Origin of the sequence: Bombella favorum, from assembly GCF_014048475.1 — a bacterium.
GTDB classification, from domain to species: Bacteria; Pseudomonadota; Alphaproteobacteria; order Acetobacterales; family Acetobacteraceae; genus Bombella; species Bombella favorum.
Genome location: NZ_NWUS01000001.1, coordinates 531024 through 551466 on the forward strand (window position 1 = coordinate 531024; position 20443 = coordinate 551466).

The 20443-nt window shown below is 57.1% G+C and carries 18 protein-coding genes; 4 read left to right on the plus strand and 14 right to left on the minus strand.

Annotated features, from left to right (window positions below; all coding sequences use genetic code 11):
- Window positions 1-5: 5 nt before the first annotated feature.
- The gene (locus CPA57_RS02485) at window positions 6-1634 is read right to left on the minus strand and encodes a lysine--tRNA ligase (protein ID WP_182081190.1); all 1629 of its coding nucleotides are present in this window, start codon (window positions 1632-1634) and stop codon (window positions 6-8) included.
- A gap of 107 nt (window positions 1635-1741) precedes the next feature.
- Here CPA57_RS02485 and CPA57_RS02490 point away from each other — a divergent pair, with 107 nt between their 5' ends.
- Entirely contained in the window at window positions 1742-4735 is a 2994-nt protein-coding gene (locus CPA57_RS02490) for an ATP-dependent DNA helicase (protein WP_182081192.1), read from the plus strand.
- Window positions 4736-4840: 105 nt separating this feature from the next.
- Here the strand turns inward: CPA57_RS02490 and groL are convergent, their stop codons facing one another.
- Both groL and groES read right to left on the minus strand, forming a co-directional pair.
- Window positions 4841-6502 carry a chaperonin GroEL gene (groL, locus tag CPA57_RS02495; RefSeq protein WP_182081194.1) on the minus strand — a complete coding sequence of 554 codons (1662 nt, stop codon included), beginning with the start codon at window positions 6500-6502 and terminating at the stop codon, window positions 4841-4843.
- A 48-nt stretch (window positions 6503-6550) separates the two neighbouring features.
- Complete coding sequence (gene groES / locus CPA57_RS02500) at window positions 6551-6841, minus strand: co-chaperone GroES (protein ID WP_043560528.1); 291 nt, start codon at window positions 6839-6841, stop codon at window positions 6551-6553.
- 320 nt (window positions 6842-7161) lie between these two features.
- Between groES and CPA57_RS02505 the strand changes: the two genes are divergently transcribed.
- On the plus strand, window positions 7162-7950 hold the full coding sequence (locus CPA57_RS02505; protein WP_182081196.1) for an SDR family oxidoreductase: 789 nt from the start codon (window positions 7162-7164) through the stop codon (window positions 7948-7950).
- A 74-nt stretch (window positions 7951-8024) separates the two neighbouring features.
- Here CPA57_RS02505 and CPA57_RS02510 read toward each other — a convergent pair whose 3' ends face one another.
- On the minus strand, window positions 8025-8921 hold the full coding sequence (locus tag CPA57_RS02510; protein ID WP_077395314.1) for an S-methyl-5'-thioadenosine phosphorylase: 897 nt from the start codon (window positions 8919-8921) through the stop codon (window positions 8025-8027).
- A gap of 261 nt (window positions 8922-9182) precedes the next feature.
- On the opposite strand from CPA57_RS02510, the gene hemF reads away from it, so the two are divergent.
- Complete coding sequence (gene hemF / locus CPA57_RS02515; RefSeq protein ID WP_182081198.1) at window positions 9183-10088, plus strand: oxygen-dependent coproporphyrinogen oxidase; 906 nt, start codon at window positions 9183-9185, stop codon at window positions 10086-10088.
- Window positions 10089-10177: 89 nt separating this feature from the next.
- Here the strand turns inward: hemF and galE are convergent, their stop codons facing one another.
- The 8 genes from galE to CPA57_RS02555 form a co-directional block, all read right to left on the minus strand.
- Window positions 10178-11167, minus strand: a complete 990-nt coding sequence (gene galE / locus CPA57_RS02520) for a UDP-glucose 4-epimerase GalE (RefSeq protein ID WP_182081200.1) — start codon at window positions 11165-11167, stop codon at window positions 10178-10180.
- Window positions 11168-11215: 48 nt separating this feature from the next.
- Window positions 11216-12013, minus strand: a complete 798-nt coding sequence (locus CPA57_RS02525) for an ABC transporter ATP-binding protein (RefSeq protein ID WP_182081202.1) — start codon at window positions 12011-12013, stop codon at window positions 11216-11218.
- 1 nt (window position 12014) lies between these two features.
- On the minus strand, window positions 12015-13061 hold the full coding sequence (locus CPA57_RS02530; protein ID WP_407647559.1) for a FecCD family ABC transporter permease: 1047 nt from the start codon (window positions 13059-13061) through the stop codon (window positions 12015-12017).
- 37 nt (window positions 13062-13098) lie between these two features.
- Window positions 13099-14283, minus strand: a complete 1185-nt coding sequence (locus CPA57_RS02535) for an ABC transporter substrate-binding protein (protein ID WP_229709191.1) — start codon at window positions 14281-14283, stop codon at window positions 13099-13101.
- A 112-nt stretch (window positions 14284-14395) separates the two neighbouring features.
- Entirely contained in the window at window positions 14396-14971 is a 576-nt protein-coding gene (locus tag CPA57_RS02540; RefSeq protein ID WP_182081206.1) for a Smr/MutS family protein, read from the minus strand.
- Between the two features lies 1 nt (window position 14972).
- Entirely contained in the window at window positions 14973-15818 is an 846-nt protein-coding gene (locus tag CPA57_RS02545; RefSeq protein ID WP_182081208.1) for a DNA-methyltransferase, read from the minus strand.
- Window positions 15815-16984, minus strand: a complete 1170-nt coding sequence (gene mltA / locus CPA57_RS02550; RefSeq protein ID WP_229709251.1) for a murein transglycosylase A — start codon at window positions 16982-16984, stop codon at window positions 15815-15817. The genes CPA57_RS02545 and mltA overlap by 4 nt, the downstream gene beginning before the upstream one ends.
- 166 nt (window positions 16985-17150) lie before the next feature.
- On the minus strand, window positions 17151-17846 hold the full coding sequence (locus tag CPA57_RS02555) for a Tim44/TimA family putative adaptor protein (RefSeq protein WP_182081212.1): 696 nt from the start codon (window positions 17844-17846) through the stop codon (window positions 17151-17153).
- 275 nt (window positions 17847-18121) lie between these two features.
- Between CPA57_RS02555 and secB the strand changes: the two genes are divergently transcribed.
- Window positions 18122-18640, plus strand: a complete 519-nt coding sequence (gene secB, locus CPA57_RS02560; RefSeq protein ID WP_077395820.1) for a protein-export chaperone SecB — start codon at window positions 18122-18124, stop codon at window positions 18638-18640.
- A 41-nt stretch (window positions 18641-18681) separates the two neighbouring features.
- On the opposite strand, the gene CPA57_RS02565 is transcribed toward secB, so the two are convergent.
- Together CPA57_RS02565 and hemC are read right to left on the minus strand one after the other, a co-directional pair.
- On the minus strand, window positions 18682-19383 hold the full coding sequence (locus tag CPA57_RS02565) for a uroporphyrinogen-III synthase (RefSeq protein ID WP_182081214.1): 702 nt from the start codon (window positions 19381-19383) through the stop codon (window positions 18682-18684).
- A gap of 3 nt (window positions 19384-19386) precedes the next feature.
- Entirely contained in the window at window positions 19387-20436 is a 1050-nt protein-coding gene (gene hemC / locus CPA57_RS02570; protein WP_182081216.1) for a hydroxymethylbilane synthase, read from the minus strand.
- Window positions 20437-20443: the final 7 nt, after the last annotated feature.

Sequence of the window (20443 nt, forward strand, 5' to 3'; positions counted from 1 at the left end):
GCCTTTTAGCCCCTGTTCTCCTCTGCCACGGTCTCTTCTGCAGCCTCAACGGGGCGGGCCAGAGCCTCATCAATAAGGGCAATAGTCTCTTTCAACCCAAATAAAGCCGCAAAGATACCAAAACGAGGCCCTTCCTTCTGCCCCAGCAGCACCTCATACAGGCACCCGAACCATGACCGCAGCTCCGGCTTGGCAAAATAGCGTTTACCAACTTCAAAAACGACATTCTGCACGTCATCCGGGCTGGCATTCTCTGGCACGGTCTTCAGGGTTGCAGCAAGGTCTTCAAGCGCCTTGCGCTCTGTTGCTGTCGGCGCGCGGAAGACCTTGGTCGGGCGGACACGTTCATTGAAGTAATCGAGGGCATGCTGAACCAGCCCGGCCACATATGGGTGTGTCTCCGGCGACAGGCTGGAATCATAACGCCGGAGGAACTTCCAAAGCGTTTCCACCTCACGAGCATTAGCCACGCTGGCCAAATTCAAAAGAGCTGTGAAGGAAACCGGGCTGGTATCCTGCGGGCGCAACTTACCTTCATGGACGAACCATACCGGATTGGACAGGAACTCTTCTGCACTCTGCTGCTCCCCCTTCTGCACGAGGGCAAGATATTCGTCCGTCGCTCTGGGGATCATATCCGTATAAAGCCGCTTAGCACGGGTCGGCTGCTGGAACATATAATGCGCCAGACTCTCCGCAGGGCCGTAACGCAGCCATTCCTCAACGGAAAGACCATTCCCCTTGGACTTGCTAATCTTCTGGCCGTTAGCATCCAGAAACAGCTCATAGGTCAGGTTCAGCGGGGGCTCACTGCCAAGGATGCGGCAGATTTTGGAGGACAGCTTCACACTGTCGATGAGGTCCTTACCAGACATCTCGTAATCGACACCCAGCGCATACCAGCGCATGGCCCAATCGGCCTTCCACTGCATCTTGGCCTGCCCGCCATAGACGGAAGTCTCGAAGCTTTTGCCTTCTTCGTCCTTCCAGACCACCGTTCCGGCATCCGGGTTGACGCTGATAATAGGCACCTGCATGACACGACCCGTCTCAGGGTGGATAGGCAACACAGGGGAATAAGTCGCACGGCGTTCCTTACCCAGCGTAGGGGCAATCACCTCGATAATGCGGTCGTGCTCCTCTAGAACACGCTTCAGGGCCGCATCAAAAATGCCGGACGTGTAATAATCAGTGGCAGAGGCGAATTCGTAATCAAAGCCAAATGCATCAAGGAACTGCCGCAGTCGGGCATTATTGTGGGCGGCAAAACTTTCATGCGTGCCAAATGGATCGGGAATACGGGACAATGGCAGCCCCAGATGCTCTGCTAGCATTTCCTGCTGCGGCACATTCCCCGGCACTTTACGCAGAGCGTCCATATCATCAGAGAACGCCAGAAGGCGCGTCGTGCGGCCTGTTAGCTCCTGAAAGGCCTGTCGAACCCATGTTGTCCGAGCCACCTCACCAAATGTGCCGATATGAGGCAGGCCGGAAGGGCCATAGCCTGTCTCCATCAGAACCGGTTTACTAGGGTCCCTGTCTGCCACACGGGCGGCCAGTTTGCGGGCTTCCTCAAACGGCCAGAGCTTGGGAAGGGACGAATCATTCTGGGGAGAAGGCGTTTTTTTCTGCATAGGACCATGTTAATTATGAACCCTCCCCCCTCTGGTCAAGTATTCAGGCGTTCCGTCTGCCGCTTTCCCCCTCGCAGGCAGGGGCCTTCCTGTGTATGAGTCTGGACATGTCCAGCCTGTTCCGCTCCTTCTTTGACGCTCCGGCCCTGATCGCACGGCATGGCCTCTCCTCCATCATTACCCCCGATGGTGAGGTGCTGGACATTCCCCTTGCCGAGGTCCGAGATACGCTTCGACAGCTTCCTCCGCCTCTGCTCATTCATGGGCCTGCTACGCTCCGCCTGCTGGAGCTCCCCCCCGAGCCACTCCCCGCCCCTTGGCTGGACTTGCTAGAGCTTTTCCTGCTCGTCCACCCTGCCCGCAACGTCACCCCGACTGCCCGTGGTCTGGCTCTTGAGCTGAAGCTCATCCCCCCGGATGACACCACCCCCTTACAGGCTGACATCCTTTACAAAATCGCCCAGCATCTTCTGGATGAACTAGCAGAACAATCCACCCAGAAAATCGCCACGCTCCGCCTTCTGCTCCCCACATTACGACAAGCCGGGTGGAGCTGGCATGACATCGTAGAGGACGCCCTTCCTGCAGCAGGAAACACGACACAACACAACAACCGGGCAAAAGAAGTTGATGCTCTAAAAATATGGAAGCGCCTACCCCAATGGGAGGAGCGTGCACCTCGCCCCCCTGCTGGCAGCCACTCTGTCAGCCAACAAGAAGCCCGCAAACGCCTCTCTGTCCTGCTGGGTAAAGATGCCGAGCCACGGCCCGGTCAGGCTGATTTTGCCTCAGCCACCAGTTACGCCTTTACGCCCCGTGATGTTGCCAACACCCCCAACATCATGCTGGCAGAAGCAGGAACCGGTACCGGCAAAACCATGGGCTATATCGCCCCCGCCAGCCTCTGGGCCGAGAAAAACGACGGAGCTGTCTGGGTCAGCACCTATACACGCCATCTACAACGGCAGATCGAACAGGAACTGACCCGCCTCTACCCCGACCCAACAAAACGGCACGAGCTGGCTGTCATCCGCAAAGGGCGGGAGAATTATCTTTGCCTGCTGAATCTGGAAGACATTACGACCACCCTGCTCAATCGCTCACAGCAAGGGCAGAGTGGCCTTATTCCGCTGGCTTTTCTCGCTCTCTGGGCCGAAGCTACAGAAGATGGCGACCTAATGGGCGGTGATCTACCCGGCTGGTTTGGCGATCTCTTCCAATCAGGATTACTGAACATGATTGCCGACCGGCGGGGTGAATGCATCCATTCTGCCTGTCCGCATTATCAAAGCTGCTTCATTGAACATGGCATCCGTCGTGCCCAACACGCTCAATTCGTCATCGCCAACCATGCGCTCGTTCTATCGCAAGCGGCGTGGAATGCCATGCTGCCGCAGGACATAGCCCCCGGCAATCTAGCAGACGAAAATGGCGTCCCCACCCGCTATATCTTTGACGAAGGGCACCACATCCCCGATGCCGCTGACAGCGCTTTCTCGCTGGTCTTTTCCGGGCTGGAAGCCGCCGACCTGCGTCGCTGGATATTGGGAGCCGAAGGGGGACGCTCCCGTGCCCGTGGGCTGATGCGCCGTATGGAGGACCTGATGGAGCGTCTTCCCTCCCTCAAGGAGACCCTCCAAGAACTTATCTATGCCACACAAAAAGGGCTGCCACGCCCCGGCTGGAGTGGCCGCCTGCACGAGGCTCGGCAGGCCCGTCTGACACCACAATTTGAGGACACAAACCTACCAGAAGAAGAACCCTCTGCCCTACCTCCTGATGATACTGATGAAGAGACGCCTGCTCTCGAAGCCATAGAGCAAGCCCCACTTGCCCAGCCGGCTGAAAACTTCCTTCAAATGCTGGACATGCATCTTGATGCCCGTATAGCCGAACTACAAATGCTGACACGGGGCGAACATGGCCATTATCCACGACAAGAATGTGACCTGCACCCTATCCCCACCCCGCTACGAGACCGAGCCGAAGACCTGCTAACAGCACTTCAGGACATCGTAACCCCGCTGGACCGGGTCATCAAACATCTACAAAATGCTCTAGAAGAACAGGAAGAAGAGCCAGACACTGCCTTTCAGCAACGGCTAGAGGGCACCATCCGCAGCCTCCATCGCCGGGCCCTCTCCCGCCTGCAAGGCTGGATCAACATGCTACGGGCGATCATCGACCAGCCCATAGCCCAGCCGAGCTTGCCCACTTATGTGGACTTCATCCACCGTGAACCCCTCCCTGCCACACGGATTCTACAGGAGGGGCACGACATTGCCCTGAACCGCCACTGGCTAGACCCGACCATTCCCTTTGCCAGCACTCTGCAAAGCACCACACACGGGCTGCTCATCACCTCCGCCACATTGCGGGACCGCAGCCCAGATGAGGACGGAGACACCGGATGGGAAAAAGCCGAACGGCGACTAGGAACGGCCCACTTTCTCAATCCCCCCATGCGGGCAGCCCTGATGAGTCCATTCGATTATGCTCACCAGACACGAGCTTACATCATCACCGATGTTTCCAGAGACCCGGCAATACAGGCACAGGCTTTTCAGGCCCTATTCGAGGTTGCTAATGGTGGGGCTTTAGGGCTTTTCACAGCCATCCGGCGACTGAAAGAGGTTCATCGTCGCATTCATGAACCACTGGGTATGAAGAACATCCCCCTTTATGCCCAGCATGTCGATGCTATGACCAACGCCACACTAGTTGATGTTTTCCGTACTGAAACCAATAGCTGCCTACTGGGAACAGATGCCATGCGGGATGGTGTGGATGTCCCCGGTGAAGCCCTCCGCATGGTGGTGATGGAACGCACCCCTTGGCCCCGCCCTGACATTCTACACCGGGAACGCCGCCGCCATCTCTCTGGTGGCAGACCGGGCGATTATGACGACCTCATCACCCGGATGCGCCTGCAACAGGCCTTCGGGCGGCTCATCCGCCGTGCCGATGACCGGGGCGTGTTTATCATTCTAGACAACCGGATGCCGTCCCGCCTGCTCTCGGCCTTCCCGAACGGTGTGCCCATCCAGCGTCTACCACTGACCGAAGCACTGGCAGACATTGACGACTTCCTAAACCGATAACCCACAAAAAAGCCCCGCTCCCAAAAGAGCGAGGCTTTTCTTTTTGCCTGTACGGGACAGGAGGCCACCCCGGCCAAAGTGACCGGGATGGGGAAGAATGAGCGATCAGAAGCCGCCCATACCACCCATGCCACCCATTCCGCCCATGCCACCCATACCGGCACCAGCAGCATCGTCGGACTTCTTCTCCGGACGCTCGGCAACCATGGCTTCGGTGGTGATAAGCAGGCCAGCAACAGATGCAGCATCCTGCAGGGCTGTACGGACAACCTTTGTCGGGTCGATGATACCGGCAGCCACGAGGTCCTTGTACTCACCCTTCTGAGCGTCAAAGCCTTCGTTGTAGTTGCTCAGTTCCAGCACCTTGCCAGCAATCACAGCACCATCTTCACCGGCGTTGTGGGCGATCTGGCGCAGCGGAGCCTGCAGAGCCTTACGGACGATCTGGGCACCAGCACGCTGGTCGTCGTTCTCGAAGGTCAGGTCATCGAACAGCAGGCTTGCACGGGCCAGAGCCGTACCACCACCCGGGACGATACCTTCTTCAACAGCGGCGCGGGTTGCGTGCAGGGCGTCATCAACGCGGTCCTTACGCTCCTTCACCTCGACCTCGGTGCTGCCACCAACGCGGATGACGGCAACGCCACCAGCCAGCTTGGCCAGACGTTCCTGCAGCTTCTCACGGTCGTAGTCAGATGTCGTAGCTTCGATCTGGGAGCGGATCTGAGCGCAACGGCCCTTGATACCCTCAGCAGCACCGGCACCTTCAACGATGGTGGTGTTCTCTTTGTCGATATGCACCTTCTTGGCTGTGCCAAGCATATCCAGCGTGACGGATTCCAGCTTGATGCCGATATCCTCGGAAACAACCTGACCACCAGTCACGATGGCGATGTCTTCCAGCATAGCCTTGCGACGGTCACCGAAGCCCGGAGCCTTAACGGCAGCGATCTTCAGGCCACCACGCAGCTTGTTCACGACCAGCGTTGCCAGAGCTTCACCATCGACTTCCTCAGCGATGATCAGTAGCGGGCGACCGGACTGCACAACGCTTTCCAGCAGCGGCAGCATCGGCTGGAGAGAAGAAATCTTCTTCTCATGGATCAGGATGTAGGGGTTTTCCAGATCAGCCGTCATCTTCTCCGTATTCGTCACGAAGTACGGGGAGATGTAGCCACGGTCGAACTGCATGCCTTCCACAACATCCAGTTCGGTATGCAGGCCCTTAGCCTCTTCCACCGTGATGACGCCCTCATGGCCGACCTTCTCCATAGCTTCGGAGATCATCTTGCCGACTTCGGACTCACCGTTAGCGGAGATCGTACCAACCTGGGAAATCTCATCCTGAGAGGAGATCTTCTTGGTGCGGGTCTTCAGCTCGTCCACAACACGCAGCACGGCCTTGTCGATGCCACGCTTCAGGTCCATCGGGTTCATGCCAGCGGCAACAGCCTTGGCGCCCTCACGGATGATAGCCTGAGCCAGAACAGTAGCGGTCGTGGTGCCGTCACCAGCCACATCGTTGGTCTTGGAGGACACTTCACGCACCATCTGTGCGCCCATGTTCTCGAACTTATCGGCCAGCTCGATTTCCTTGGCGACGGAAACGCCGTCCTTAGTGATGCGGGGAGCACCGTAGCTCTTATCCAGAACGACATTGCGGCCCTTCGGACCGAGTGTCACCTTCACGGCATTGGCGAGAATATCCACACCACGGAGCATACGCTCACGGGCATCAGCACCAAATTTTACGTCTTTAGCAGCCATTATACCTAATTCCTTTAAAGATGGTCAGAGAGAGTTCTGAAAAGCGGCTCAGCCAACGATCCCCAGAATGTCGCTCTCTTTCATGATCAGCAGGTCTTCACCGCCGATCTTCACCTCAGTACCGGACCATTTACCGAACAGGACACGGTCGCCAGCCTTAACATCCAGCGGTACAACCTGGCCCTGCTCGTTGCGAGCACCGGAACCAACAGCCAGAACTTCGCCTTCCATCGGCTTTTCTTTGGCTGTCTCAGGAATGATGATGCCACCGGCGGTTTTTTCTTCACCGTCCAGACGGCGGACCACTACACGGTCGTGAAGGGGACGAAACTTCGTCATGGATCACTCCATTCTAGGCTGGCCCTTCTATAAAGCAGCACAGCCGGGTTATTGCGCTCATTTCAGCAGCGCACCAATAAACTCCCCGATCAGACGGGGCGAGTGAGAGATAGTGATGGCCCCTTCCAGCGTCAAGAACTCACCCCCCTGAGGTAGCTGACATTTTTAATCGTTCTTACCTGAAAATTTTACCATTATAATATATCAAATCTATCATAGGCCCTTTGCCGCTAAACCTCTTGCCCCGAGCTATAAATGGGGTGAAAAATGCTTCTACCGCCCCTAAAGGGGCATCTCCCCAGAGGACAGGAGAGTCCATCATGGAACTGCATCTGCAAGGACGGTCGGCCATCATTATGGGAGGGAGCCGAGGCCTTGGGCTAGCCATTGCCCGATCACTGGCCCGGGAAGGTGTCCGCCCCTGCTTGCTGGCCCGTGATGAGAATAGGCTGCGGCAAGCCGCCCACGACCTCGCTGCCGAAAGTGGCATCACACCGCATTGGTATGCCGTGGATTTTTCGGAGCCGAACAGCGTACAGACCTGCCTGAATGCCCTGCGGGACATTGTGCCAGAAGCAGACATCATCATTGGCAATGGTGGCGGCCCGCCTCTGGGGCCTGCTACAGCATGCGACCCAGCACTCTGGCAGAAAGAAACCGCCACAATGCTACTGCCTGTCATGCAGATGACGGACCAATACTTACCAGGCATGAGGCAACGGCAGTTCGGGCGGATCATCATGGTGTCTTCCACCAGTATCGTAGAGCCCATCCCCAACCTCGTCCTCTCCAGTGCTTTACGCTCTGCACTGGCAAGCTGGGGCAAGACACTGGCCCGAGAGGTTGCCCGTGATGGCGTGACGGTTAACACACTCCTGCCCGGCCGCTTTGAAACAGACCGCATCACTTCGCTAAATGCGATACGGGCGGAAAAAGCCGGCATCCCCCTTTCTGAATTCCGCAGGCAGAAAGAGGACGGCATTCCCATTGGCCGTTATGGGCAGCCTGAGGAGCTCGGCCATATGGCCGCTTTCCTCGCCAGCCCACTGGCAGCTTATATTACTGGCACCTGCATCCCGGTTGATGGAGGGCTGCTTCACGGTTTCTGAGGCACCCCTATACAAAAGGCCTCCCCGCTAACTAGCAGGGAGGCCTCTTTTCATAAGTCGTTCAGACGCTCTGTTCAGCCAAACAGCACACGTCCAGCAACAGCGTCCAGACGGGCCAGAACGGAGAAGTCTCTAGCTTCCGGCGGAGTGATGATGGCGTTATCCAACGCACGCTCGGCAGCACCGGGCCCCGTGCAGATAGGCCGAGGCTTACCAAGAGCAGGAATAGCACGACGGACAAGCTCCCGTGCGTGTTTGGAGTTGCTCTTCATGGTGCGGACCACAGCCTCTACCGTGACATTCTCATGTTCCTCATGCCAACAGTCATAGTCTGTTACCATGGCGACCGTGGCGTAGTTCATCTCGGCTTCACGGGCCAGACGGGCTTCCGGCATGTTTGTCATGCCAATGACGGAGGCCCCCCATGAACGGTACAGCTCACTTTCAGCACGGGTAGAGAACTGCGGCCCTTCGATCACAACATAGCTGCCGCCTCGTGCAACGGTGATCCCCAGCTTCTCGGCCTCATCCGCCAGCGTGCTGGCCATGCGGGCAGAAACAGGCTCGCCCATGCTGACATGCGCCACGCAGCCTTCCTCAAAGAAAGTACGAGGGCGGCCCTGTGTCAGGTCGATGAACTGGTCCACCAGCACGAAGTTACCCGGTGCTAGCTCTTCCTTCAGAGACCCCACAGCGGAGAGAGAAATAATATCCGTCACACCGGCACGTTTGAGGGCATCAATATTCGCACGATAATTCAGACGGGATGGCGGAATGGGGTGCCCACGGCCGTGGCGGGGCAGGAACACGCACTTCACACCCTCCAGCGTGCCAAACAGCAGCTCATCAGAGGGGGAACCCCAGGGAGACTCACAACGGCGCCATTCCCGGTTTTCCAACCCATCAATCTCATACAGGCCCGAGCCCCCGATGACACCAATGACAGGCTCGATCGTCTTGTCTGCTACCATAAATCCTCACTTCATCCTGCCTCGACCCGGTCGCCGCTCGCAGGCACTCTATCCCGCACAACCCTTCCGGCAGTCTCTCATCAGATAGCGGAGACTGTTTCAGAAGACCAACCCAAAAATCAAGGGCAAGATCTGTCCCGCCTTTTTACAGCTGCAAGAAAAGTCAGTAAGCCAGATAGACGCTTTTAGCTTATGAACAACCATGGTCCTCTCGAAAGGCCGCGTTACTGAACTCTACCACATCATGATCAGGAGAGGCTCATGTCGTCCACATCACCCTTTACCCTCCCAGACGTCCCTCATGCCAGCCTGCAGGATGAAGCCCAAAACTGGTTCAAAAGTCTACGGGACAGGATATGTGCCGCTTATGAGGCCCTAGAAGACGAAGCCGCCAGCGGAGAGTCTCCCACCCTGAAAGGGCATGGACAGCCAGGGCGTTTCCAGCGGACATCATGGGACCGGCCTGAAGGCGGCGGCGGTGTCATGTCCATCATGAAAGGGCGTGTTTTTGAAAAAGTGGGCGTAAATATTTCCACGGTCTGGGGTGAATTTTCACCCGAGTTCCGCAAGACTATTCCCGGCGCAGAGGAAGACCCACGATTCTTCGCCACGGGTATCTCGCTGGTGGCCCATCCCTGCAACCCGCATGTCAGTGCGGCGCATTTTAACACCCGCATGATCATCACCTCCAAAGGCTGGTTTGGTGGCGGTGGGGATATTACCCCCATGTTCCCCACACGTGCAGAAGCCCATGAAGACGCCGCAGAGTTTCACCGAGCTTTTCAGAAAGCCTGCGACAAGCACGACCCGGAGTATTACCCCCGCTTTAAAAAATGGTGCGATGACTATTTCTTCCTGAAGCACCGCAATGAGCCCCGGGGGCTGGGAGGTATCTTTTATGATTGGCTGGACAGCCAAAACCTCGCCAATGACTTCACCTTCACCCGTGACGTAGGGGAAGCCTTCCTGAACAGCTATACCGGGATTGTCCGCAAACGGATGTTCACACCATGGACCGATGAAGACCGACTGGCCCAGCTCCAGCGGCGTGGACGGTATGTGGAGTTCAACCTCCTTTACGACAGGGGCACGCTGTTCGGCCTGAAAACGGGTGGCAATACAGATGCCATCCTGATGTCCATGCCGCCGGAAGTCATCTGGCCATAAAAAACGACCGCCAGAAGGAAGACTATGGGCTTTCCCGTTCCAGACCTTCTGGCGGCCCTAAAATCTAGTCTGCCTTATGCCCACAAAGGTCAGTCGTCATAGCCCTGCGGATGTTGTTCTCGCCACCGTAGAGCGGTCTCAACAATCTGATCAAGTTCTAGAAACTGCGGTGCCCAGCCCGTATCAGCACGCAGTAAAGCGGGATCAGCCACTAACTGCGCCGGGTCTCCATCCCGCCGCGGGGCTGCCTCCCATGGCACGTCCCGACCGCTTACCCGCTCGACACTGGAGATGACCTCCAGATTTGAATAGCCCCGCCCGGTACCGACATTGTAGCACACGCTACGCTCATTAATCTGGTCAAGTGCCTTAAGGTGAGCATCCGCAAGGTCACTAACATGCACATAATCCCGAATACAGGACCCGTCATGGGTGGGATAATCCGTACCAAAAAGCCTGAGAGCAGGCCGAATCCCTAAAGCGGCATCAATGGTCAAGGGAAGCAGATGGGTTTCTGGCTGATGATCCTCACCGGCACGCCCGGCGGGGTCCGCCCCAGCGGCATTAAAATAGCGCAAACACGCACTCCGTAGGCCGTAAATCCTATCCGCCCAATGCAGGATGCGTTCAATCATGAACTTGCTTTCTCCGTAAGGAGAGCCGGGTTCAACGGATGCAGTTTCAGAGATGAGGCTGGGACAGTCATCTGCCCCTCCGAACAAAGCGGCTGTTGATGAGAAAACGAACTTCCTCACGCCATGCGCCACGCAGGCCTCAACGAGATTGAGGGTGGTGAGGCTGTTACGCCGCAAATAGTAAAAGGGCCTCTCTACACTATCGGCAACCAAAGAGAGCGCAGCAAAGTGCAGCACCCCATCCCACGGCCCCTGCGCCATGATGTCAGATGTGGCCCCATAATTCGCTAGATCAACCTGGAACAAAGGCACATCAGGAGGGACGGCAGAGCGGTGGCCCGTACTCAGGTCATCAAGAACTGCCACCTCATGCCCTGCATCCAGCAGAGCCAGAACGACATGACTACCAACAAAACCAGCACCACCCGTGACCAGATAACGCATCAAAGCCTCTTATCCATTACATGCACTGTAAAGAGGCAACTGACCGTATCAGGCACTGTCCCCCATAATACCGTCCACCAACACATGGGGCAGCCCACGGGGGCAAACCTCAAGGCGGGTCTGGACACCGTAGACCTGCGCCAGAACCGCTGGCGTTGTAACGGCCATGACCGCTCCCTGTGCCACAAGCTGGCCATCCCGCATATAGACAACATCATGAGCTCGTTGCAGAGCTATGTTCAAATCATGAACAACCAGTAGCGTCACGATATGACGTTTTCGTGTTTCACGTCGGACGACATCCATGACGGCAAATTGATAGCGCAAATCCAACGCACTCAATGGCTCATCCAGCAGCAGCATAGCCGGGCGGCGGACCAGAGCTTGAGCCAGTCCCACCATCTGCCTCTGCCCACCAGACAGCTCATCCATATAACGCAGGGCCAGTTGGCCAATGCCCAATTCCTCCAGAACATCCGTGCTTTCCCGCAGAGCACATTCAGCAGAGACAGCTTCCCCCGCACGGCGGGCGACCATCACAGCCTCAATCACCTGAAGATGAACAGCCGGCGGAAGGCTCTGCGGCAGATAGGCTGCCAGTCTAGCCCGCTCCCCTACGCCAAGCTTTGAGAGGTCCTGCCCAGCAAGGCGGATCTGTCCCTCTGCACGAGTCAGGCCAGCAATACCCCGCATCAGCGTGGATTTACCCGAGCCATTCGGCCCCAGCAGAGCCGTCACACGGCCTGCCCGCATGGGGGCAAATGTCATGTTATGCAGCACCTGCCGCCGCCCATAATGGACGCTGATCCCCTCGACCTCAAGCTGATGTGTCGGACAGTTCACCATCTCAGGCCCCCTTTCTCAGAACCACAGCAAGGAAGAAGGGAATCCCCACCAGAGATGTGACGATCCCAACCGGAATCACAACCCCCGGAAGAATATTCTTGGCAGCGATAGAGGCCAGCGACATGATGAGCCCCCCGCACAACGCCGAACCGGGTAGATAGAAACGATGATCCTCCCCCAACAGGCGGCGAGCAATATGCGGTGCTACCAGACCCACAAAACCAATCGTCCCCACAAAAGAAACAGCTAGGGCGGACAATATACTAATACGCAAAAGGGACATCATCCGCAGGCGTTTCGTATCGACGCCATAGCTAGCGGCCCTATCCTCCCCAAGGCGCAGAGCTGTCAGAGCTGGAGCAGCCCGGAAACAAAATGGCAGAACCAGCAAGCAACCAATGCTCATGACGGAGATCTTGCCCCAGTCGGCCCGTGTCAGGCTTCCCATCGTCCAGAATACGAGGTCCTGCAGCGCATCTTCATCAGCGATGAACTGCATCAATGCCACAAACGCATGGAAGGTGAAAACCAGTGCAATGCCAAACAACACCACCATGGCCGTAGAATGGCCCCGAGCCCGAGCCACCAGTTCCAAAAGGCCAGCAGAACCTACGGCAAACACGAAGGCATCCAGCGGCACCATCCAATTCTCTGGCACGTAAGGGATATGCCAATGTAGTACGATAGCCAAAGACGCCCCAAAGGCCGCCGCCGCAGACACGCCGAGCGTGTAGGGGCTAGCCAATGGGTTATCCAGAACAGTCTGCATCTCCCCGCCAGATATCCCCAGAGCCACCCCAACCAGAGCGGCCATCAGGGCATATGGCAAGCGGATATGCCAGACGATAACAGCATTGGTCCCGGAGGAAGGATTTAGAAGGGCATGCAACAAGGCCGAAGGGCCAAGCCCTGCCGGGCCAAGGGAAAAGTCCAGCAGAATGGAAAAAAGAATTAGTCCTGCCAAAAGGCAGAGAAGCCCCACCCTGTGGCGGGTCAACTTTACATAAGATGCCTGTATACCTGTCAGCCGTGCAGCAAGGCGGGCCATCTCGGTTGATGACCCGCCTGTTGTAGTCTCTTTCTCTTTAGTGGGCATCCGCCTTAATCCAATACGTCCCGCTGTTAGGCATCACTGTAAAACGGCTCTGTATCAGACTGCGGTCGGCATCCGGATCCAGATCCTTGAAGCGTTCGGGATAGAACCATTTAGCCATGACCTCAATGGCAAGAATGTTGAACGGGCTATCGTAGAATGTATGCCAGATGCCATAGGCACGCCCGTTACGCACGGCACTCAACCCGGCAAGTTCCGGTGCCTTCAGCAGGGCCTTGAGGGATTCCTGCGCCAATTCCGGCGTCACCTGAGAGCCCATCTTCAGTCCCGGCCCGCTGTTACCTGGCCCCCGTGTCCCATCAAGGATTAAAACATCTGGGTCTTTCGCAATGACCATTTCAGCTGAGACATCACCAATATAACCCGGCAGAAGGTCGGCAGCGATATTGCGACCACCGGCAGCCTCGATGAAGGCCCCCATATTACCCCGCCCAGCCGTATGGCAGCAGCTCTGCCGTGCCCCGGCCAGCATATTGATAAACACGGTAGGGCGTTGGCTCTCCGGAATAGAACCCACAACAGACTGGATGAGCTTCAACCGACTTTCGTAAAAATCAGTATAGGCTTTAGCCTCTGCCTCACGACCGAGAGCATGCCCGAGAATCAACATGCTGGGCACGGTCGTCTTTACCGGGTCCTGACGGAAATCCACAAACAAAACGGGAATATGAGCCGCCCTTAGACGGGCCGTAACATCACCAGCCTGCCCCGGCCCGTGGCCAGTCGTGCTAAAAATAGCAAGGTCCGGGTGCAAATCCAGCACCTTTTCCGGGCTGATCGTATCAGCCGTCGTCCGACCAATCACGGCCACCTTGTCCGCCTCCGGGAATGTCTTGAGCATCTGCTCGTAATTCTGTTTATCCGCTTCCCGGAATTCACCCTGCCACCCTACGATGCGGTCGAAAAGATGTCTGCCTTCCAGCGGCTCCAGAGCGTAAATCAGCCGCCCTTCCCCCAGAATGATACGCTGAGGATGGTCGGGTACGGATACAACCTCCCCCGTGATATCACGCACATCTTTTGCCTGAGCTTGATGGACCGGCACTACACTGCTTGCCAAAGCCGCCAGCATAACGCCAGCAGGGCCGAACAGGTTCTTCAATGAAACCATGATGTTACGCCTTTCACCAGAAAGATCACCCCGCGAGGATACCATATCCCCTGCCGGACGAGACTCCCTATCTCAATTGATAATCATTCTCGATACGAATTGTTATAGAAAACCTCTTCCGCTTCTCCAAGGTCGGAATAGCTTTCCTCGCACACCTCTAGCGTTTTTTCCGTAAAAGAAGCCGTAAAGCCCCCCGATTTCCCTGATGGCTATGCACCACCCCCAGCACCATGGGGGCAATATCTGCTCTATGAAGCCAATGGGGCAACTCCCGGCGGATACTTCCCCCACGGGCACCACTGCCCAACCCTGTAACAATCTCAACACAACGCCAGCCCATGACACGACTACGCTGCATGAAACGATGAAACTCCTCAAAAGCTTCCTGAACGATATAACCATGTAGGTCGAGCCTGGCGTCAACCCGAAACTGCCCACGGGAAAGACGACGCCACTGCGTATCATCCAGACCGGGCGCACGAACCCCCACATGAGGCGCAGGCCGGACCGGCGATGCGGCTTGAGCCGGTGGAGCCCCCCTCACCAGCCGCACGGTCACCATGCCCGTCATCCGTCCCCCCGCTGGCTGGCGAGGCGATGCGCCCGCTCCCTGCCCGGGTGATGCCTCAGCTGGTGCTTTCGCCGCGTCCTTCCGGCCACGCAGAGGTGCTACACCCTGTACAAAAGCACGCCATAATGCGGCTTCATCATCACCGAGAACCCGTTTTGCCACCTTATTGCGCCCCGTCTTCCATCAGTGCATCGGTACCATCACCCTGCGCTATCATGGCACGCAGCCGTTTGCGTGCAAACCGGACATAGGTCGTATCCGCCTCAATCCCGATGGAACGTATCTTCAACGACTCTGCAGCAATAAGGCTCGTACCCGTCCCCATGAACGGATCTAGCACTATCATATCCGGTTTCACCCCATGCAGGCGGATGCAGCGTTCTGGCAGAGCAACCGGGAATGTTCCCGGATGACTATAGCGGGCCTGCCGACTCCGGACTGTCTCATAAGGGATAAACCATGTATCTCCCCGGCAGCGGCGATCCTCCCGGTGCTGCCGGCGATGGATATTGCTCTTATCCGTGAACGGCACACCCGCGCCGAGCCTATCCAGCTCCACATCGCCTTGTTTCGTCAGATGGAAAATATGTTCATGGTTCCTGTTAACATAACGGAGAGAATTGACCGGCTTGAAATGCCCATGTGTCACCTCCCCCACCGCTACAGATTTAATCCATGAAATATGGTTCTGAAGGGTGAAGAGCTTTCGCAACCGGACCATCAGCTCGAAGGGTAACCACGGCTGGGCAGAAGACCCCGCAATATTGAGGAAAAAAGAGCCATCATCCCGCATGACACGGGCCACTTTGGAGCAGATAACCTCCATCCAGTCGAGGTAACTCTCCTCGGACAGGCTGTCTTTGTAGCTCCGATAGGCCAAGCCAAGATTATAGGGGGGGGATGTTACCACCACATCCACACTGCCTGCGGGCATACGCCGCATGACACTCAGGCAATCCCCCCGGATGAGCGTATGCATCCCCAGCGTCTCACGACGCGCACGTATCATCTGGCCGTCTGCCCTACCCCTGCTGGAATGCTCCCAGCCACGGTAGCAGTGGGCTGATCATCCCCCGCCCTTTTTGCTTCAGGCAGAGGAACCAGAACCATCATACGGCCATGATTCTTCATATCTCCGGCAATATTTGCGGCTCTATCACCCCAACCAAGGAAGAGGTCCCCTCGTGCGGCACCTCGTATGTCACTGCCTGTATCCTGTGCAAAGACCATCCGTGACCATGTCACAAAACGCCCCTGCGCATCCTTCCCGCTAATATCTACCCAAACAGGCATCCCATAACCGATGAACCGTCTATCCACGGCGAGGGATCGTTGTGGTGTCAGCGGCAAACCGAAAGCACCTGTCGGCCCTTCATTCTCTGTGCGCTGCGTACGACGGAAGAAGACGTAACTTGGATTTGCCTCCAGAATGGAAGTTGCTTGAGCCGGATTATTAGCCAGCCAGTCCCGGATGCTCTGAGCATTAACCTCTTCCGGCTTCATCAGCTTGCGTTTGATCAACACACGACCAATCGGAACATAAGGCTGCCCGTTGCGTCCATCATATCCAAGAAACACCTGCTGCCCATCTGGCAGACGCAAACGGCCAGACCCCTGCGTCTGTAAGAACAGCAGATCGACCGGGCTTTTCAGCCAGGCAATTTCGAGGCCTTTGCCCTCCAAAGAGCCTGCATCAATGGCTGCTCGGTCATCATAGGGGCGAAAAACGGAGTCCACCCAATGGCCATATTCCAGTTCGCCCTTCTGGTTCCGGCCCCGCAGAAGGTCCTTCGGGCGACCATAAACGGGAATCTGATACTCACCACCCCGTGTCAGCGAGGCCGGCACTTCCGGGTCATAATAGCCTGTGTAGAAAGCATCCTGCTTTACAAAGTAAGGCTGAAACCAACTTTCAAAAAACTGTTTCGCCTCTGCCCTATTGGTAGCCTGTACGGAGGACACTGCCGTGCAGACATTTTGCCAGTCCTTCATGTTGCGGCCGTAAGGCAGGGTTGTAGCCCCACCAAGGGACGTATCCGCTGGTAGGTGGGCAATGCGTAAACATTCCATCCTCACCATACCAACAAGCCCGGTATGGTCCTCGCTCTCCCACCCCGATAGCTGCCCAAAACTAACGGGGGTGATATCCACCTTTCCCGTCGGCACGCCAGGCATACACCCAGACAGAGCCAGCGCCATCAAAGGGGCCAATATCGGACCAGCAGAGGAAAAACAGCGTTTTATCATAACAGAGCCACCCGCCCCGGTATGAACAGTACCGGGCCTTCATCATACCCGGCCTCCCCGTACGGGAGACCAACCTTATCAGAGCGGGGTAGCCTCACTCGGCCTCTGTTGCAACCACCTTCCACTGGCCATTTGCACCCTGTTCAAAACTCCAGCGGTCACGAAACTCTGTCAGAGCTTCCGTCCCCTCAACGAGTGTACCCTGCTCATCCCGGCAATAACTGACCTGCCACGACACAATGCGAACACAGAGGCGGCAGACATCACTACCCTCACCTGCCGCAACGGCAGACACATAATCCAGCCGCTCAATACGCCGTAGCTCCAAATGCACCTGCTCTTGGCGTTTCTGCCGTTCCTCCAGCGCATGACGGAAAGTAGCCAGCACGTCGGGAGCCAATACCTTCTCCAGCGTAGCGACATCAGCGCAAGCAAATGCCTTGACGGTACGGGCAAAAATATCCTCGGCCTTCTTGAGGAAATATTCAGCCGAAAACCCGCTGACCTCCGTACCGACTCGAACAAGCGATTGCCCAAGCTGCGTATCAGCCTGTGGCAACCCGTATTCTGTCGCTTTCTGCTCCACCCCAGAGCGGCCAGGCAGTGGCGGGGGCTTGGGAGCCTCTGCTACGCCGCCTTCCTGCTTCCTGCCAACTGTATGGGCTGTCGGTATCTGCTCCTGCCGAATGGCCTGTGCCCCCACACGGCGCCCCAGAACAAAAAATACGGTACTGCCCACCGCTACAGCCAGCAGAGCCCACAAAACGATATCCCAAGGGAAAGCCGTCATCTTACGTCCTAATCATCACATCCGGGTACAGACCTACGCAGCCCTACCCGTACCATGCCTTAAAGGTAGGATGCTCCAGCAGCAATCTCAAGACGTCCCACCTATCCTGCCTTATTGGGGAGACAAAGGCGGCCTCCCTGCTTGGCCCCTCCCCCAAGACATGCTACCGGCTGGGAGGACACGCCCATGCAGGATATAGGCCTTGTCCCCCGTACTGGCGGACAGCTTTTTCCGCAGGCACCTTACGCAGGCACATTCACACAAGGATGATTCAGATGCCCGATACAAAAAACCCGGAAACCCCGCAGGACAACACGCCGCCATCCCTGCCGCTGGCCATCAATTTGCAATACACCAAGGACCTGTCCTTTGAGGTTCCCCGTGGTGCAGCCACTTTCACGTCTCTTCAGGCCCCGCCGCAGGTTAACGTGAATATTGATGTGCAGGCCAATCGTATCGAGCAGGAACAATCCATCTACGAGGTCACGCTGATCATCCGTACCGAGGCGACTGAAGCCCCGCTGGAAGGCAGCAAGGAGCCGGGGCCGGTCGTCTTCATCGCAGAACTTGCCTATGCCGCTATCGTCACGCTGGACAACCCGCCGCAGGAAATCATTGAACCGATTCTGCTAGTGGAAGTGCCCCGCCTGATCTTCCCCTTCGCCCGGGCCATCATCAGCGATGTGACACGGGATGGCGGCTTCCCGCCGGTTGCTCTCCAGCCGATTGATTTTGCCGCTCTGTGGCAGGCCAAGCAGGAACAGAACTTCCCTGAGCCAGAAGGCGAAGCCTGATCTACAGGCCGTCACGGTCTTAGTATGGATAAGGCGGGCCTTTAATGGTCCGCCTTTTTTTCATGTCTCTCCCCAAGCACCGTAAGGGGTGAACCAACCTCAATACACCCCCATTGCCCCATCGCCTCAGCACGTTTGGCAATAGCCTGTGAGAAGCAAATAGCCCGACACTGGCCGAGCTGGTCGTAAAACTCTGGCGGGCATAATTCCATAAACAGAGCCACTGTTTCGCTAGAATAAAAAAGAACAGCTTCCAGCTCTCCGGTAGCCAAAGCCTCCAACGCTGCCCTAGAAAGATGCTCTACAGGCTGCACCTGATAAGCTTCGACCCACTGCGCCCCCAACCTTGCTGCTAGATCAACCCCGTACGGCTGGCCGTGCCGCCCCCGTCCGCAGGCCAGCAAAAGGCCAGAACCACACAGATTTTTCTGGCGACACAGTGCTTCCAACCCTTCCTGCGTGCCAGAAGCCGCTTCAACACGCTGGAAACCCATCGCCTCGGCCCGCTGTGCCGTACGGTTGCCTACCGTCAGCAACAAACGGTCCCGGTCCTGATTCACCAGAAACGGCAGAGCCTGACTGCTCGTCACCAGCATAGCCCGACAGGGATGATCCGCTATCGGAGGCATCTGACGCATCGTCATGAGGGGGCTGGCAATAGCCCGCCACCCCTGCGCCTGCACGGCACTAACCGTTTCGCTCAGACCCGGTTCAGGCCGTGTGACCAACACTGCCTGACGCATGATTTACGGTTGGACAATCTTAGCAAAAATGTCAGGCGGCGTATCTCGCCGCAATTCGCACGCCAGCTCATACCCCATCCGTGCCGCATCCTCCGGCAGGCCCTCACATTCCCGGCGCAGCAGGAAGGTGCCGTCCTCACTAGCTACCAGACCAGAGAGATAAAGCCGCCCATCTTTCAACTGGGCATAGCCACCAATTGGTGTCCGGCAGGAACCATCAAGCTCCGCCAGCAGGGCACGTTCTGCCGTGGCCACAGCACGAGCTTCCGGGTCCTCAATAGCAGACAGAAGCTCCCGCAGCTCATGGTCGCTCTCACGCACGGTTACGCCAACAATACCCTGCCCGGATGCAGGCAACATCACATCGGGGGAAAGCGGCACATCGATGCGATCTTCCATGCCAAGGCGTTTCAGCCCAGCATAAGCCAGCAAGGTCGCATCGCACTGGCCCGCACCTAGCTTATCCAACCGGGTTTGCACATTGCCACGCAGCAGAGTGAATCGCAGGTCTGGCCGGACATGCAGCATCTGCGCCTGACGGCGAACAGAAGCACAACCAACCAATGCCCCTTCTGGCAGGCAGTCGAACGGCCTTTCAGGGTCAACCGTTACACCACGTTTCCGCAGCATCAACACATCACGGGCATCTTCACGCTTCATCGTGCAGGCCAGCACCAGCCCCGGCGGCAGATGCGTCTCAAGGTCCTTAAGGCTATGGACGGCAAAATCAATGCCCCCTACGGCCAGAAGCTCGTGAATCTCCTTGGAGAACAACCCCTTCCCGCCGATCTCTGCCAAGCGGTCCTTGAGGTTGAGGTCCCCGGAGGTTTGCATCTGCTCCTCCTTAAAGGCCCCCATGTCCCGCAGAACAGGGCAGAAACGGGTCAGACGGGTCAGAAAATGCCGTGTCTGCACCAGCGCTAGCGGGGACGCCCGTGTCCCCACCCGCAGAGGAAGTTTACGGCGGTCCGGTGGCGCCTGAACGTGGGAGCGGCGGGCCGCTTCGGCAGCAATTTTCTGGAGAGCTGCGGAGGAAAAGTTTGAAGCATTCATGGTGTTC